Origin of the sequence: Coleofasciculus sp. B1-GNL1-01 (assembly GCF_040220235.1) — a bacterium.
Classification (GTDB): domain Bacteria; phylum Cyanobacteriota; class Cyanobacteriia; order Cyanobacteriales; family Coleofasciculaceae; genus Coleofasciculus.
Genome location: NZ_JAVJTO010000047.1, coordinates 73,895 through 88,175 on the forward strand (window position 1 = coordinate 73,895; position 14,281 = coordinate 88,175).

Genomic DNA, 14,281 nt, shown 5'->3' on the forward strand with positions numbered 1-14,281 from the left:
TGAACAGTCAACAACTCACCGCTAAGTTCTAGCGAACTATAGCGGGAGCTTGTGAAAACAGGCTCTAGTTGACCAGACTAAGTTCTGCGAGAACTACGTTATTCAGCTCATGACACCCTAAGATGCGTGCCAGTTTTAGGCTCTGTCGTACAGTTTTAAACAGGTGTAGAGAGTTAAGCCAGTGAGCTGTACCCAACAAGGCTGGATAACATTGTCGAGGCAAACTTTACCAGTAATGAGAGTCTCAAAGTAATGCGAGTTTTCGTTCTAGACAAAAACCTACAGCCTCTTGACCCTTGCCATCCAGCACGGGCAAGAGAATTACTGAACAAAGGGAGGGCTAAAGTATTCAAGCGCTATCCATTTACTATCGCCCTACAAGACAGAACCGTTGAAGAATCGGTTACGCACCCACATCGGGTCAAAATCGATCCTGGTAGTAAAGTAACCGGATTGGCAATCGTCCAAGAAGAAACGGGGCGAGTAACAAACGCCATTGAAGTTTCGCACCGAGGCCAACAAATTAAAGATTCCCTCTTAGCTCGCAGGTCATTAAGGAGGGGACGCCGTAACCGTAAAACCCGTTACCGCCAGCCTCGTTTCTTAAACAGAACCCGTAAAACCGGATGGCTACCACCATCCCTTGAGAGTCGAATTGCAAATATTGAAACTTGGGTGAGGCGAATCAGAAAACTGTGCCCAGTTATCGCAATCTCTCAAGAGCTAGTCAGGTTCGATTTGCAGCATATCCCAAACCCTGAAATTAATGGGGTTGAGTACCAACGAGGTGAACTGTTTGGTTTTGAGGTCAAAGAGTATTTACTTGCCAAATGGAACAGAAAATGCGCTTACTGCGGGGTTGAAAACGTTCCGTTCGAGATTGAACACATTCTGGCAAAAAGTAAGGGTGGTTCAAACCGAGTCAGCAATCTTTGCCTTAGCTGTCATTCTTGTAACCAAGCCAAAAGAAACAAACCCGTTGAAGAATTCCTGAAAAAGAAGCCTGAAATCCTCAAGCGAGTATTAGCTCAAGCCAAAGCACCTCTTAAAGATGCTGCGGCTGTTAACGCTACTCGATGGGAACTGTATCGAAGGCTTCAGTCAACTGGTTTGCCAGTAGAGGTAGGTTCTGGAGGTCGCACTAAGTTCAACCGTAAAACTAGAGGGATTGAAAAACAACACTGGACTGATGCAGCCTGTGTGGGAGCATCTACTCCTGAACGGTTATTAATTCGAGGAATCAAACCTCTAAAAATTGCCGCAAAAGGACACGGAACCAGACAGCGTTGTCGTCCTAACAAGTACGGATTCCCTAAAGCTCACGCTCCTAAAGCAAAGTATTTCCAGGGTTTTCAAACTGGCGACATTGTTAAAGCTGATGTTCAAAAAGGCAAGTTCGCAGGTCAATATGTTGGTCGAATTGCTATTCGATTTAGACCGAGTTTTGTATTGCAGTTGCCAACACAAAAGTTTGATGTACATCCCAAATACTTGAGAACTATTCATAAGGCAGACGGCTATGAATACCAATCCTGAAAACAATGATTCGCTATCGCTCAATTTCAATGTTGGCGGCAATTCCCCTCCCGCTAACCTTCGGTATAACGGGAGTCCCCTTCCCGCATCTAAGATGGCACGTCTCTACATTGCTTCCCCATCTTCCCGACTTAGCGCCCTGTGTAGGTGACAAAGATATCCTTGTTTACGGTAACTTCTACAGGAGCAGTAGGATCGTACACTGATGAAGTAGTATTGCCAAAAGGTAAATTTCCCTCTGAGTCACATCCGGGTAAGAAAACCTCATAGAAGGGTTCAGCGACTGAGGGGACTAGCCTCAGTTGAGTTCCCATCGCCGCAGCTAGACTGTTGGCTCGGTTTTGAGCATCTTCAACGGCTGATTGATAAGCGGCTTGGACTAGGGCTTGACAGTTATTCACCGCATATTCTACGTTAACTGTACTGATCAGAATCTCTTCAATCGGGCTGGCTGCATCCGTTGCTGTATTGACAATTTCCTCTAAGCGATCGCGGTTAGGATTGTCCACAGTAACAACAAGCTGCGCTCCTCCTTCTGTGGCGGTGGAGGGAAAGGGAAAAGGCAAAAAACTACCACTGGGTTCAAGAATTTCTAAGTCAATCGCTTGATCAGAAACGCCAATGGCTTGGAGTGCATCCAGAATGGGTTGCAACATCTCTAAGGTTACGTTCTCTTCTGAAGGTTCAAATTGAGACAAGACTCCCTCTGGCGGCGACGGATAGTTTCTGGCAAATTTAAACAGGAGACTAGCTCTATCAGCAGGTTGGCTGGCTCGACCTTTGCCAATCACCCGAAATGTCGGTTCTTCGCTGGGTGGCGGATAAAATAACTGACTGATTTGACGAGCATCGGGCGTTGAGTCGTTACTGATAGTCTCAGTCTTACCTGGATTAGGAATAAAACTTGTCGTGATAACAGCGACAACCAAAGATGACATAACTCTTTTTTTCATCTGCCCGATTCTCCTGACCCCTTTGGCAAAAATAGTGGTTCAATTATCCAACAGCAAAATTATCCTAGCCCAGTTCCGCCCAAAACTATACCCGCTAGAACAAATAGTCATAAAATTCACCACCCCATCAACGATTAGGGTGGTGAACAATATCACGAGCAGATGATGTCTTGTCTTATAGCTAGCCCGGTACAGTCTCAAATCCGATTAACTGTCATACATTCGAGATTCCAGGGCTTCGGGATACTCTTGGCAATATTCCTCAAACGCTGTTTGGGGGAGTTTTTCTGCCCGTTGGTGTGCCGCTTCTGCTTGCAGTTCTTCCACAATATCCCAGGCGGCGGCACATTCTTTAGAGGTGGGTCCTTTTTCAGCGCAGACAGCCCGTGCTTCTTCTACCGCTTTGCGGATTTCGTCTTCAAGAAGTACGCTCTTGGGTTTATCGAGAAAATCTCCTTTGGTGAGAATATCGGTAACAGAGATAATACCCAATAGTTTGTCCTTGATCACTGGAGCGCGGCGAATACCTGTATTGGCAAACAATCGCGCCACGTACTCGACACCGAGGTCAGGATTGACCACAATGCAGGGCTTATTCATAATTTCATAAACCCGGACTTTTTTGGGATCTTTGCCATAGGCAATAATTTTATAAACAATATCCGTTTCCGTGACGATGCCATAAGCATCTTGGTCATGGCGGCGATCTACAATTAAAGCCCGTAGACCCATATCGTTCATCAAATCCACAGCATCAGCTACGGTGGCTGAACCGCGAATGGTGACCACATCAGTAGTCATGATGTCTTGAGCCTTCATCATCATTTGAGTTTCTCCTGGACGTTGATCTGCCTTTATGATGTGACAGGTAAGTCAATCAGTCCTCAGACAATGCTTACGTTGGAAGCTGATTCTTCCAAGCCCCGAACTCTGAGAGATTAGGGTCATTGACCTGTAGGGACTTCTATCGTGGAGCATTTTGGATTAAGGTTGTCTCTTGTTGCTCTACCTGGAGAGTCCCACGGACTTTACCGCCATTTTAGCGTGATTTAGGTACTATTGCTTATCTAGAACCTATGCACCAATAGCGAAGGATGACTGGTTTCCCTGAATCTCCTGGTTTTGAAGGGAGGGTTAAAATCTTGGGGAGGAACGCGATCGCACTCTTGGGCTTTTCTATAATAGAGCGTTAGCGTAAGGCTTGCTATAGCTGGGTGAGGTGGATTGGAGAAAAGCTGAGACTATCCTCGATGAACTGGGTTCACCTTTTGAGGGAAAGGTTAAAATTTTGCGGAGGAAAGCGATCGCACTCTTGGGCTTTTCTATAATAGAGAGTTAGCGTAAGGCTTGCTGTCGCTGGGTGAGGTGGATTGGAGAAAGGCTGAGACTATCCTCGATTAACCGGGTTCACCTTTTGAGGGAAAAGTTAAAATTTTGCCGAGGAAAGTGATCGCACTCTTGGGTTTTTCTACAATAGAGAGTTAGTGTGAGGCTTGCTATAGCAGGGTGAGGTCAGCGATGGAGACAGCACAAGAATGGTATGACCAAGGTGTTCAGGAATATGAGGCAGGGAATCACGAAGCGGCATTGGCTAGCTTTGACAGGGCGCTGGAGATTGAGGCGGACTATGGTGCGGCTTGGTTTCTAAAAGGATTTGTTTTATATGATTTAGGACGCTATCAAGAAACATTAGACTGTTATGATAAAACACTACAGTCTAACCCTTATTTCTACACTGCTTGGTATAACAAAGGGGAAGTTTTACAAAATTTACAAAAACACAAAGAAGCGTCAGAATGCTTTGATAAAGCACTACATTTTATTGATAAAGTCATAAACTATAAACCTGATTACTACGATGCTTGGTATTGCAAAGGGAATGTTTTTGTAGATTTAAAAAAATACCAAGAAGCTGTAGTATGCTTTGATAAAACACTACAGTTTAAACCTAATTTCTACAAAGCTTGGCATAACAAAGGGAATGCCCTTGTACATTTACAAAGATATCAAGATGCCGTATACTATTTTGATAAAGCACTACAGTTTAAATCTGATTCCTACAAGTCTTGGAATAGTAAAGGCGAGGTTTTTTTGAATTTACAAAGATATAAAGAAGCCATCGAATGTCTTGATAAAGCACTACAGTTTAAACCTGATTCCTACGAGGCTTGGTCTAACAAAGGGAATGTTTTTTTGAATTTACAAAGATATAAAGAAGCCATCGAATGTCTTGATAAAGCACTACAGTTTAAATCTGATTCCTACGAGGCTTGGTCTAACAAAGGGTATGTTTTTGTAGATTTACAAAGATATAAAGAAGCTATCAACTGTTTTGATAAAGCACTACAGTTTAAATCTGATTCCTGCGAGGCTTGGCATGGTAAAGGGAATGTTTTTGTAGATTTACAAAGATATAAAGAAGCTATCGAATGTTTTGATAAAGCACTACAGTTTAAACCTGATTCCTACGAGGCTTGGTCTAACAAAGGGAATGTTTTTGTAGATTTACAAAGATATAAAGAAGCCATCGAATGTTTTGATAAAGCACTACAGTTTAAACCTGATTCCTACGAGGCTTGGCATGGTAAAGGAAATGTTTTTGTAGATTTACAAAGATATCAAGAAGCCATTGATTCCTATGATCGCGCCTTACAGCTAAGTAATAATCAAGATTGGGGCGCTTGGGCAAATCGAGCTGTAGCTGTCTCTTACCTAGACGGTTATGAAGCAAAAATACAAAACTATAATAACGGATTGCAAGCCCTCCAACCCGACAACCCCGAATATAACGAAGGGTGTGGCTATTTACATTGGCAGAAAGGCAAAGCACAATATCAACATGGCAAAGAACATACACAATATATGCCTGACTGGTTCGATGCCAGAAACAGCTATCAACAAGCCCTAGAATTCCTCACCACACCGCATTTACGATTACAGCGTCTAGAAGTCTTACAAGACCTCATTCAAGTCTACCGTGGCTTAAATTCACCCCAAGACGTGCAGGTATTACTCGCAGAAGCCACCGACTTACTCGGACGCTTATTGCAAGAAATGTCCTTAGACGCTGATAAAATCAGACTCTCCCGAAAATTTGCCAGCTTGGTGCAATTGCGGGTTGATGAACTCGCCCACTCCCCCGAACCCACTCACCCGATAAAAGCCCTGGAATTAGCCGAAGAACGCAAAAATCTCTGCCTGCGCTGGCTGCGCTACGGTACTTATAAATCGACCGAAGACAGTCCCAGTTATGCACAAATGCAACACCTCTTAAATCCCCATACCGCGATTATTTACTGGCACATTAGTCCAGCGGCGATTACCACATTTATCCTGGGACACGAACAGCCACTTCATGTTCTCAAACCCAGGAATCCAGCCACTGACAATAACCATCCCCAATCCCTGCCCCCATCCTTTCAACAACTGCTCAAATTTGAAGACTGGATGACAACCTGGAAACAGGATTATCAAGCTTATCGCCAATTTGACCAACGGCGCAACCAAGCCAATTCCAGAGACAGGGGAAATCCTCAACGCTGTATTCCTTCAGACGAGGAGAAACGCTGGACAAAAACTATGCCCAAATCCTTAAAACGCCTCAAAGAACTGCTGGATATTCCAGGAATTATGCAGTACCTCCAGCAGCATTGTCCCTCCATCACCCATTTAATTTTAGTTCCCCACCGAGACTTACACCTATTACCCATTCATGCCTTATTTCTCGATACCTTTACAATTACCTATTTCCCCAGTATCCAAGTCGGACTCGATAATCAACAGCGAAAAGCCACCCAGCGAACTCAATCCCCATCCTTATCCCTCCTCAGTGTAGAAAATCCTCTCGGTGATCTCAAATATGCTTCCCTCGAATCGGTAACAATTTGTCAACTTTACCCCCAACCTTACCGCTTACCCAAATCACGCGCCACGCTATCTGCTATTCAGCAAGCCTTCTCCCAACCTATCAATATTTTGCACTTCTCAGGTCATGCAGAACATAATCTAGAACACCCCCATCAATCCCACTTGAAATTAGCCAATGATGAAGAACTGACATTAAAGGATATCTTTGCAGCAGATTTAAGTCACTGTCATTTAGTCTGTCTCTCCGCTTGTGAAACTGGATTAACCAGTCAATCGGGATTAATTGATGAATTTGTCGGACTTGCCAGTGCTTTTCTGGCGGCGGGTGTGACTCATATTGTCGGGAGTCTTTGGAATGTGAATGATTTATCCACCACGTTTCTGATGCTGAAGTTCCATGAAACCTTACAGGAGAATCCAGATGATGTATCTCGCGCCCTGAATCAAGCGCAATCTTGGCTAAAAAATGCGACGAAGCGAGAACTGAAACCGATGATTAAGCGATTACCGTTGAAGAGTACTTCTAGAATTAAGTTGAATAAGTTCTTAAATAAGATTGATGATAAAAGGAAGCCCTTTGCTTCTCCATTTTGCTGGGCAGCATTTTGTCCAATTGGCTAAATCATTCTCTTGAAATTGTATAAATTGTATAAATTGTATAAATTGTAGGGTGCGTTAGCGAAGCGTAACGCACCATGATTGGGAGCATCCCAATTTGGCAGGTTGGCTCTTTGAATGGGGCTGAAACCCTTGCAATTGCGTTACTTGAGGTAATGCTTTGTCCAAAACGGGATGCTCCCCCATGATTCTATTGCCTATTCCCTATTCCCTGGCGCGTAGCGCTATAGCATCACCGACTCATTCCATTTTCTTGTAGCCAGTTTGATAAGTCTTCTAAACTATTGAACCCTAAAACATCATTTCCTAGCTGTTCTACTTGTTCAAAAGACAAGTTTTGAATTTGGTTAACAATTTCTGGAGCAATTAAGCCAAACTGTCGCTCCAGTAAACGGAGTGTCCATCGGATTCCTTCCTCTCGACGCCCTCGTTCTAATCCATCCTGCTCTGCCTTAATAATAAATCCCCGTTGGTCTTCGAGAAACATTTCTTGTTTACGCAATTTTTCCAATTCCTCTACACTTAAATTCGCTTGATTCGCGATATTCATCGCTTTATCTAGTGCCGGAAGTTGACTAAATGTGGGTGGAATAACTTCCAAGCTGGGAGCTTCTTTAATAAAGTAAATCCATTTATCCGTTAAACTGTCTAATTCATCCAGTGTTTTCGTGAATTTGGGTAATTCCACAAAGATTAACTCGATTTCCGGATCAGGATAATCAAACAACTCCTGGGTTTCCTTTAAGCAAAAGCGTGTCAGGAACCGTTGCGTTTGGTCAAACATGAGAAAATCGGTAATCGTTAAGGCAATGGCGGGTTTAAGATAAGAGTATCCTTCCCCATATTTGAGTTGATTCGCATAAGTTTTGGTCAGATTATAAATGACGCGCTTCTCAAAGGATGCCACGTTGAGTACCTGCATTTCAATTAATACGGTTGAGCCATTATCGAGTAAGGCTTTGACATCTAGATAGCTATCTTTGAGATTAACGACATCTCCGGGATTATAAGGATCAAGGATTTCTAAATCCTGAATCACAGAATTGGCATCATAGATTAAGGCATTTAAAAAGCTAATCAAGATATCTTTGCTGTCGTTTGACCCAAATATTTTCTTGAAGGCAAAGTCAGTTTTAGGGCTAATAAATCTCAGCGTCATAATTATTCAACCATTTAATCTAGGTAAAAATGATTATATCGTTTCCGTTGTACCCAAATGTAACTAAGCTGTCACGCATTTAAGTTGGGAATGGGTAGCGAGCAAGATGCAAAGCCTGCGGCATGGCTTCGCTAAACGCACTACAAGGATTTCGTCATTATTGATATTAAGGTTTAAATGCCAAACAGCTTAAGTTGTCGGACATAAATAAACGGTACTGCATCAAGACGCGAAAAATTATTGTCACCTTTACTTCCAGGGAATTTGAGCGTTTATGGCGCTAAAGCGCAACTACGAACTTCAAACTACAAAGTTTTCCCTTAACTGAACATTCCCTAATTTCAATTCAACGGTAAACCCTTTTTCTAATGAAATTGTGAAGCCTACCTGACTGTAATAATCCCCCGACTGTGCTGTCGTTTTTCGCCAAATTTGCCCCAATTCATCCAATACAATTAACTCTAACCCTTCCGGTAATGTATCCTCTAACTCTGTCGAATACACCTGCAACACAACATCAATCTGTTGCTCTGAATTCCGCTTCACTCCCACCAATAATTCTACCGCTTGTCCTGCTAATTCTATGGTTTTATGTTGGGCAAATGCGGCTTGCGGATGGCTGGGTTCTAGTTCTCCTAAACTTAAAGCAATTTGCCAATAGGTTTCCTCATGGTGACAAGTTTGCAATCCTTTAACTAATGCCTGAATAATTGCTGGATGAGGATTTCCGCTTTCCCCTAATTCCAACGCGGCTTGAAAACTTACCTGTTTATCGGGATTATCTAGTAATTCCATATAGCGGTGAATCACCCCGGATCTCGACCCGCCCCGCACCCCTTCTAATTCCTGACGCCAACTGGATGTATCATTCATTTCTTGGGCGAAAAATGTACCAATCAGTGTTGCTTCTGCTTCCCATTTATCCAGTACATTTTGCTGAAACCATTGTCGTAACTGCACCCCGATTGATACAGGGGCGGTGGGTTGATACTTAGAGACGGCATAAACATCCTGCACCGGAACACCCAGCAATTTTTCTAACTCTCCTGATAAAAATAAGGTCATAATCTGGTCAAAGTTGGCATAGGTTCCCTCAAGGATAAGTTCCGTCTTGGATTCGTTAGGATTAGGATTATTGTTAGGAGTCATAAGGTTCTCGTTTAATTAATTCAGCTAAACCTGGAATTTGTCTAAGTTTATTAAATATGGCATCTATATCCTGATTCCCTGATATAACCAGACGAATCTCTAGTGGTTCCTCGCGAATAGACGATGTTATCGCTTTGCGGTATTTGGATTGATTGTTCTCTGTCGCTAAATCCAGATAGACTCTAACTTGCGCCCAATCCTTAATTGGCTTATTTGTCAATCGTTTGACATATTTATATAAGGTCTTAGAAAGAGCGGGTCTAACGGTACTTTTGTAACTAATATTAAATCGTTCAGCGATTTGTTCTGAACTGACGCCTTGTAGCAAAAGACAGAACCAACAAACTTCCTTGGGTGTGAGGGGTTGGGGTTGAATCTTTAGCTGCTGAATATCTGCATCGCTAATCTCTCCATCCCCTATATACTCTTGCACCCCTTTTGCCCATGCCATATCGTTTAATAGCTGTTGCAAATGCCATTGTTCCTCCACAACTGGACATTCACGGCAATGGTGTTGATTGTTAGACGCAGGGCAACACTTCGTTAAATCGGGCATCTTTTACCATACAACATCTAGGGTCATTTGTGCTAACCAACATGGGTTGGTGAATGTTCGGGCAAATACCAACAACGATGGGTTAGAGAAATGAGAATCAATAGAGTCCAATGGACATAGACAAGTTCAGTGTACTCCTTCCCCATGAAACTTAAACGTCTACCCATTGTACTCAGTAGTGTCAGCCTAGTAAGCTGCACGGCTGTTTCTCAACCGCCAACCCCACCACCGCCCCAACCTGGCGTCTGTCGCACTATCCACGGTGGAAGTGAACTCTCTCTCAACCGCCCCCTGCAAACTATCCGGGTTCCGGTGAGTCGGGAGAGTGCAACCGAAGGGTTTACCACGCTAATTCTACCTACCTCGGCGGAGAAAATGAGCATTCAGCTACTGATAGGAGACAAGAATGGATGGTCAATTCTGCCCAAAAATCAAGTCGTTGTTTGGCAAAATGCTAACACGCTGGACTTTTCCCCCAACCTAAGAATTATAAAAGGCGATCGCAAACTTTTGGTGCTGAATCTTCCGGTTAATCATTTCACCCTAACTGTGCAACCTGTTGTCAATCCTGAAAGTCAGGTGGCGGGAACAACTCAAGTTTATCCTGTCACTCTTTCCGCCACAGGGATTACTTCCCCATTTCAATTCTTAGAGAATTCATTCACCCCAGGCAAATCCTTCCCCGCCTCTGTGAACTCAATTCTCAATCGCACTCAACCCGGTGATGTATTAATCCCCAATCGCTTTGCCCGTGAACTGACTCTCTCAGAAATTATGGGCGCTGAACTCAACCGTTGTCCTCGTTCTCACTAATGGAGTGAATCATGACTTCAACTCACGACTCTGCTGACAAAACTTCCACGGTTTTACCTGAACAAGAAACAAAACCACCCTTGATTGACAACTCAAACCAACGACTGAAAGCAATCCTGACCTGGATAGGATTTGGTGGAATTTGGGGATTCTGGTGTATCTCGGCTTTGGGAACGTTTATCGCGTTAGAAATTCTCTTGGGCATTCTTGGCGGTGGCGTTAGCGGTAAATACAAACTCGATCTTTTTGGCTTCAAGGTTCCCACAAAAACTCTCGTTTCGACTATTTTTGCAGGTGCGATTGAAGTAGGCGGTCTGGGTGCGAGTTGGTTTAACCGGAAGCAAAAATCAGATGAATTGGACTGACGCTTAAAACCCAAATATCATTGTCCGGTGTTGGGTTTCGACTTCGCTCAACCCAACCTACACATTTTTGAATTCAATCACAGTTTCGCTTAACTAAGTCTCATGCAACGTTTAATTTTACCTAAAATAACCCCTCCTTTAGTCGTCCACATTGGCATCGTTATTACCCAGTTCTTCCTATTCTCATCCGCCCTATCAATTGTCTTGTTGGGTCAATCTTCAACCATGGATTTTAATAGCTGGACAACAGAGGAAACTTTGGCTGAAGTTAAGACTGAATCACCGATTCCTTTTCCCTCTGATCCTCTATCTGCTGGTCTAATTTACAGTTTAGCCTTAACCGCCGCGATTTGCAGTTCCTGGGTGATTCCAGAGGTAGCTTTAGCGATGAGCGATCGCGTGACTTCTTTGCACTCTACTCCTAACCAGAATACCTCTGGGACATCTCCCGATCAACTGATTCCCGAAGACAGTAACACCGAGACTCAAGATGAACCCAACAGCACTCAGGATATCAATATGAAAATGCTCAGATTTATTCAACAATTTAGGCAAGTTTTGGGACAGCAGATGCTGGAAGACAGCATTCATCGCCAGCAAAGGTTTATCCATCAAACAATTGATACACTCAATGCCCAAAATGAGCAGTTAAATCAAGACTTGGAACGGGCAAAGACGTTACCACTAGAGATTGTCGATCAGGTTCTCCAAGGGGAAGCGGTGCAATATATTCCCAATCTGGATGATTATATTGAGCAAGAAATACTCAAGCGCAACAAGCAGGACTGAATAACAAATTTTTGTGCTATTCAATTGGGCGCACATCAGTTAAGCTGTTCGGCATTTAAACCTTAATATCAATAATAACGAAATCCTTGCCGTAGTGCGTTAAGCGAAGCCATGCCGCAGGCTTTGCATCTTGCTCGCTACATTGAGCATCTTGCTCGCTACCAATACCAAATTTAAATGCATGACAGCTTATCCGTATCAACTTAAGTCTCTGCTAATAGACGTTCCACCGGAACTTCCTCTATTTTCCCTGCTTTATCTAAGCGTTTTAGTCCCTAAATTCGGTTGGGTTGTCTGGCGTCAACCCAACCTACACCTGATTCCACTTTTTTAACGATTAATGCAAACGAATCACCCCTACACAAAAACCCGTAACCTTAGCATTAATTAACAATTACATATTCCCTAAACTTAGGACGAAAGCGAACCAAACAACGCTGGTAAAAACTGTTTAGGGTCGATATCTTAATCCCCAACTCGTTAGAAATTTCTTTCCAGGAGTAGCCAGCCATCACCTTGAGGGCTAAAAACTTGAAATTAGCGACAGGCTGATTCACAATATGGGTACTTTGGAAAATTCCTTCTGGATCTTCCTGCAAAACATCAATGACTTCTTGTAAAATCGAAGGCGTTGATGAATGAGTAAATTGTAGTGACGTTTTTTGTTCCAGTTGTTCCAGCGTTAATCGAGTCACTTGACGCTGGTATGCCCGCTGAAACCCCTTGGGCATCACTTCACGACTGGCTTCGATAAAAAACCGCTTTGCGAATAGAAAGTTGACCCAGGATAAGACCTCATATTGCGGATTATACCTATCAATGTTTTCGCAGATATAACAAAATAGTTTTTGCTGGGCTTCGGCATAGATATCGTCATAAAAACCTCTAAATTTACCTTTATACGGACGGCAAAGCCTACCCGATTGTAAAATTTCTTTGATCAATTTAGCTAGAGCCAGTCGTCTGTTTTGGCTTTTCGCCGGAGATTGCTGGGCGGTGAGAGCCAGTTGTTTTAGGCGGGCGTTGAGTTCGTTCATGGGTGGGGTGTCGTTATACTGGAAACAAGGTGGTTTAATAGCTTGCTGACAGTATCGAACGCCCTTTGGATGACTTCAATGGGAAAAAGTCGGATGGTTCGCTGAGGCTCGTATCAGGTTTTGTCAGTTCCGGGGGTAAGTAACATCAGGAAAAGTCTGTCATTTGTCATTCGTCATTCGTCATACTCGCTCCCTTGAGAAGCAAGCTACGTCATTTGTGGAAGAGTGCTTGCACTCCATTGGGGCGGGTTTAGTAACATTCGGGTGAAAACGAAACGTTAACGGTAAAACCCGCCCCTACAACAGACGTTCCATCTCCCCCTGCTCCCCCTGCTCCCCCTGCTCCCCCTGCTCCCCCATCTTCCCCAACTCCCCATCCCCCCATCCTCAAAGCTAAACTGGTAACATCTCAATCACTAACCTGAGATGCAAACGATCGCCATTACTCTTACGGATGACCACTGGGTGAAGTTGCAAGGCATGGCAGCTCACCTAGACACTTCCCCTGAAACCTTGATTTTGATGGGTGTTGAGCAGATTCTCACTCATACCCCCTCTTCAACATCAGCGTCAGAATCACAGCCACAACAGAGTCTTCCTGAATACCCTCAACTCAACTCGGAAATGGACAAACGCAAGCAAGGCGAAGCCGAAATTCTGCAGGCTTTAGCCAAAGAGAAACAACGGGGAGACTTAAAATCTCAGGTTCTATCCATCACTTCTCATGAGTTCCGCACACCCCTGACGACGATTCTGTCTACGGCTGAATTGTTGGAACATTACCAATGGACAAAAGCTGAACAAGTAGAACAGTTGCATCTGATTCAGGAAACCGTACAACAGATGCTGCAATTGTTAGAAAATATGCAGTTCGTCGGTACGGCTGATGTGGAACAACTCCTTTTTACTCCCGCCCCTGTGGAACTCCATGACTTTTGCCAACAGTTAGTGACTCAGATTCAGCAAGGTTTAACCGTCAAACACTTAACCGATGATCCCAATCAAGCCTATACTCTCACCTTCATGAGTCAAGTTACTTGTTTACCCGCCATGATGGATGAAAAACTGCTGCGACAAATGCTGTCTAACTTGCTATCCAATGCGATTAAATACTCTCCGGTGGGCGGTACGATTCGATTCAACTTAGCCCGTGAGGGAGAGAATGCTTGCTTTGAGATTCAGGATCAGGGAATTGGTATCCCGGTAGAGGATATACCCCACCTGTTTGATTTTTTCTATCGGGGTAACAATGTGGGCGCGATCGCGGGAACAGGATTGGGGTTAGCAATTGTTAAGCAATGTGTTGATCTGCACCAGGGACAAATTGATGTAACCAGTGACATTGGTGTAGGTACGACGTTTACGGTTCGCTTACCTTTAATCAGCGATCGCCAGGGAAAAATGCCAGAGTCAGCAGACTGGGGCTAGAGATTAGCATT

General features: G+C 43.7%; 14 protein-coding genes. 7 read left to right on the plus strand and 7 right to left on the minus strand.

All coding sequences use genetic code 11. The features are described from left to right. Nucleotides 1-252 precede the first annotated feature (252 nt). Complete coding sequence (gene iscB / locus RID53_RS11040) at nucleotides 253-1,536, plus strand: RNA-guided endonuclease IscB (protein WP_446388145.1); 1,284 nt, start codon at nucleotides 253-255, stop codon at nucleotides 1,534-1,536. A gap of 131 nt (nucleotides 1,537-1,667) precedes the next feature. Here the strand turns inward: iscB and RID53_RS11045 are convergent, their stop codons facing one another. Together RID53_RS11045 and RID53_RS11050 are read right to left on the minus strand one after the other, a co-directional pair. Further along, nucleotides 1,668-2,489 (minus strand): SIMPL domain-containing protein, encoded by an 822-nt coding sequence (locus RID53_RS11045; protein ID WP_446388146.1) that lies wholly within the window; start codon nucleotides 2,487-2,489, stop codon nucleotides 1,668-1,670. A 207-nt stretch (nucleotides 2,490-2,696) separates the two neighbouring features. Then, a complete protein-coding gene (locus tag RID53_RS11050) occupies nucleotides 2,697-3,314 on the minus strand; it encodes a CP12 domain-containing protein (RefSeq protein WP_446388147.1) in 618 nt (205 codons plus the stop codon). A 693-nt stretch (nucleotides 3,315-4,007) separates the two neighbouring features. Between RID53_RS11050 and RID53_RS11055 the strand changes: the two genes are divergently transcribed. After that, nucleotides 4,008-6,977 carry a CHAT domain-containing protein gene (locus tag RID53_RS11055; RefSeq protein WP_446388148.1) on the plus strand — a complete coding sequence of 990 codons (2,970 nt, stop codon included), beginning with the start codon at nucleotides 4,008-4,010 and terminating at the stop codon, nucleotides 6,975-6,977. 229 nt (nucleotides 6,978-7,206) lie between these two features. On the opposite strand, the gene RID53_RS11060 is transcribed toward RID53_RS11055, so the two are convergent. The 3 genes from RID53_RS11060 to RID53_RS11070 form a co-directional block, all read right to left on the minus strand. After that, nucleotides 7,207-8,127: an Rpn family recombination-promoting nuclease/putative transposase gene (locus tag RID53_RS11060; RefSeq protein ID WP_446352528.1), complete on the minus strand. Its 921-nt coding sequence runs from the start codon at nucleotides 8,125-8,127 to the stop codon at nucleotides 7,207-7,209. Between the two features lie 306 nt (nucleotides 8,128-8,433). Next, nucleotides 8,434-9,282: a DUF1822 family protein gene (locus RID53_RS11065; protein ID WP_446388149.1), complete on the minus strand. Its 849-nt coding sequence runs from the start codon at nucleotides 9,280-9,282 to the stop codon at nucleotides 8,434-8,436. Beyond that, nucleotides 9,272-9,838 carry a hypothetical protein gene (locus tag RID53_RS11070; protein WP_446388150.1) on the minus strand — a complete coding sequence of 189 codons (567 nt, stop codon included), beginning with the start codon at nucleotides 9,836-9,838 and terminating at the stop codon, nucleotides 9,272-9,274. The genes RID53_RS11065 and RID53_RS11070 overlap by 11 nt, the downstream gene beginning before the upstream one ends. A gap of 144 nt (nucleotides 9,839-9,982) precedes the next feature. On the opposite strand from RID53_RS11070, the gene RID53_RS11075 reads away from it, so the two are divergent. From RID53_RS11075 to RID53_RS11090, 4 genes are all read left to right on the plus strand, one after another. After that, nucleotides 9,983-10,651 (plus strand): hypothetical protein, encoded by a 669-nt coding sequence (locus RID53_RS11075; protein WP_446388151.1) that lies wholly within the window; start codon nucleotides 9,983-9,985, stop codon nucleotides 10,649-10,651. Nucleotides 10,652-10,662: 11 nt separating this feature from the next. Further along, nucleotides 10,663-11,016 carry a hypothetical protein gene (locus RID53_RS11080; RefSeq protein ID WP_446388152.1) on the plus strand — a complete coding sequence of 118 codons (354 nt, stop codon included), beginning with the start codon at nucleotides 10,663-10,665 and terminating at the stop codon, nucleotides 11,014-11,016. 102 nt (nucleotides 11,017-11,118) lie between these two features. Continuing rightward, on the plus strand, nucleotides 11,119-11,805 hold the full coding sequence (locus RID53_RS11085; protein ID WP_446388153.1) for a hypothetical protein: 687 nt from the start codon (nucleotides 11,119-11,121) through the stop codon (nucleotides 11,803-11,805). Nucleotides 11,806-11,986: 181 nt separating this feature from the next. Then, the gene (locus tag RID53_RS11090) at nucleotides 11,987-12,139 is read left to right on the plus strand and encodes a hypothetical protein (RefSeq protein ID WP_446388154.1); all 153 of its coding nucleotides are present in this window, start codon (nucleotides 11,987-11,989) and stop codon (nucleotides 12,137-12,139) included. A 49-nt stretch (nucleotides 12,140-12,188) separates the two neighbouring features. Here RID53_RS11090 and RID53_RS11095 read toward each other — a convergent pair whose 3' ends face one another. After that, nucleotides 12,189-12,842: a sigma-70 family RNA polymerase sigma factor gene (locus RID53_RS11095; RefSeq protein WP_446388155.1), complete on the minus strand. Its 654-nt coding sequence runs from the start codon at nucleotides 12,840-12,842 to the stop codon at nucleotides 12,189-12,191. 250 nt (nucleotides 12,843-13,092) lie between these two features. Next, complete coding sequence (locus tag RID53_RS11100; RefSeq protein WP_446388156.1) at nucleotides 13,093-13,227, minus strand: hypothetical protein; 135 nt, start codon at nucleotides 13,225-13,227, stop codon at nucleotides 13,093-13,095. A gap of 41 nt (nucleotides 13,228-13,268) precedes the next feature. On the opposite strand from RID53_RS11100, the gene RID53_RS11105 reads away from it, so the two are divergent. After that, entirely contained in the window at nucleotides 13,269-14,270 is a 1,002-nt protein-coding gene (locus RID53_RS11105) for a sensor histidine kinase (RefSeq protein WP_446388157.1), read from the plus strand. Nucleotides 14,271-14,281 lie beyond the last annotated feature (11 nt).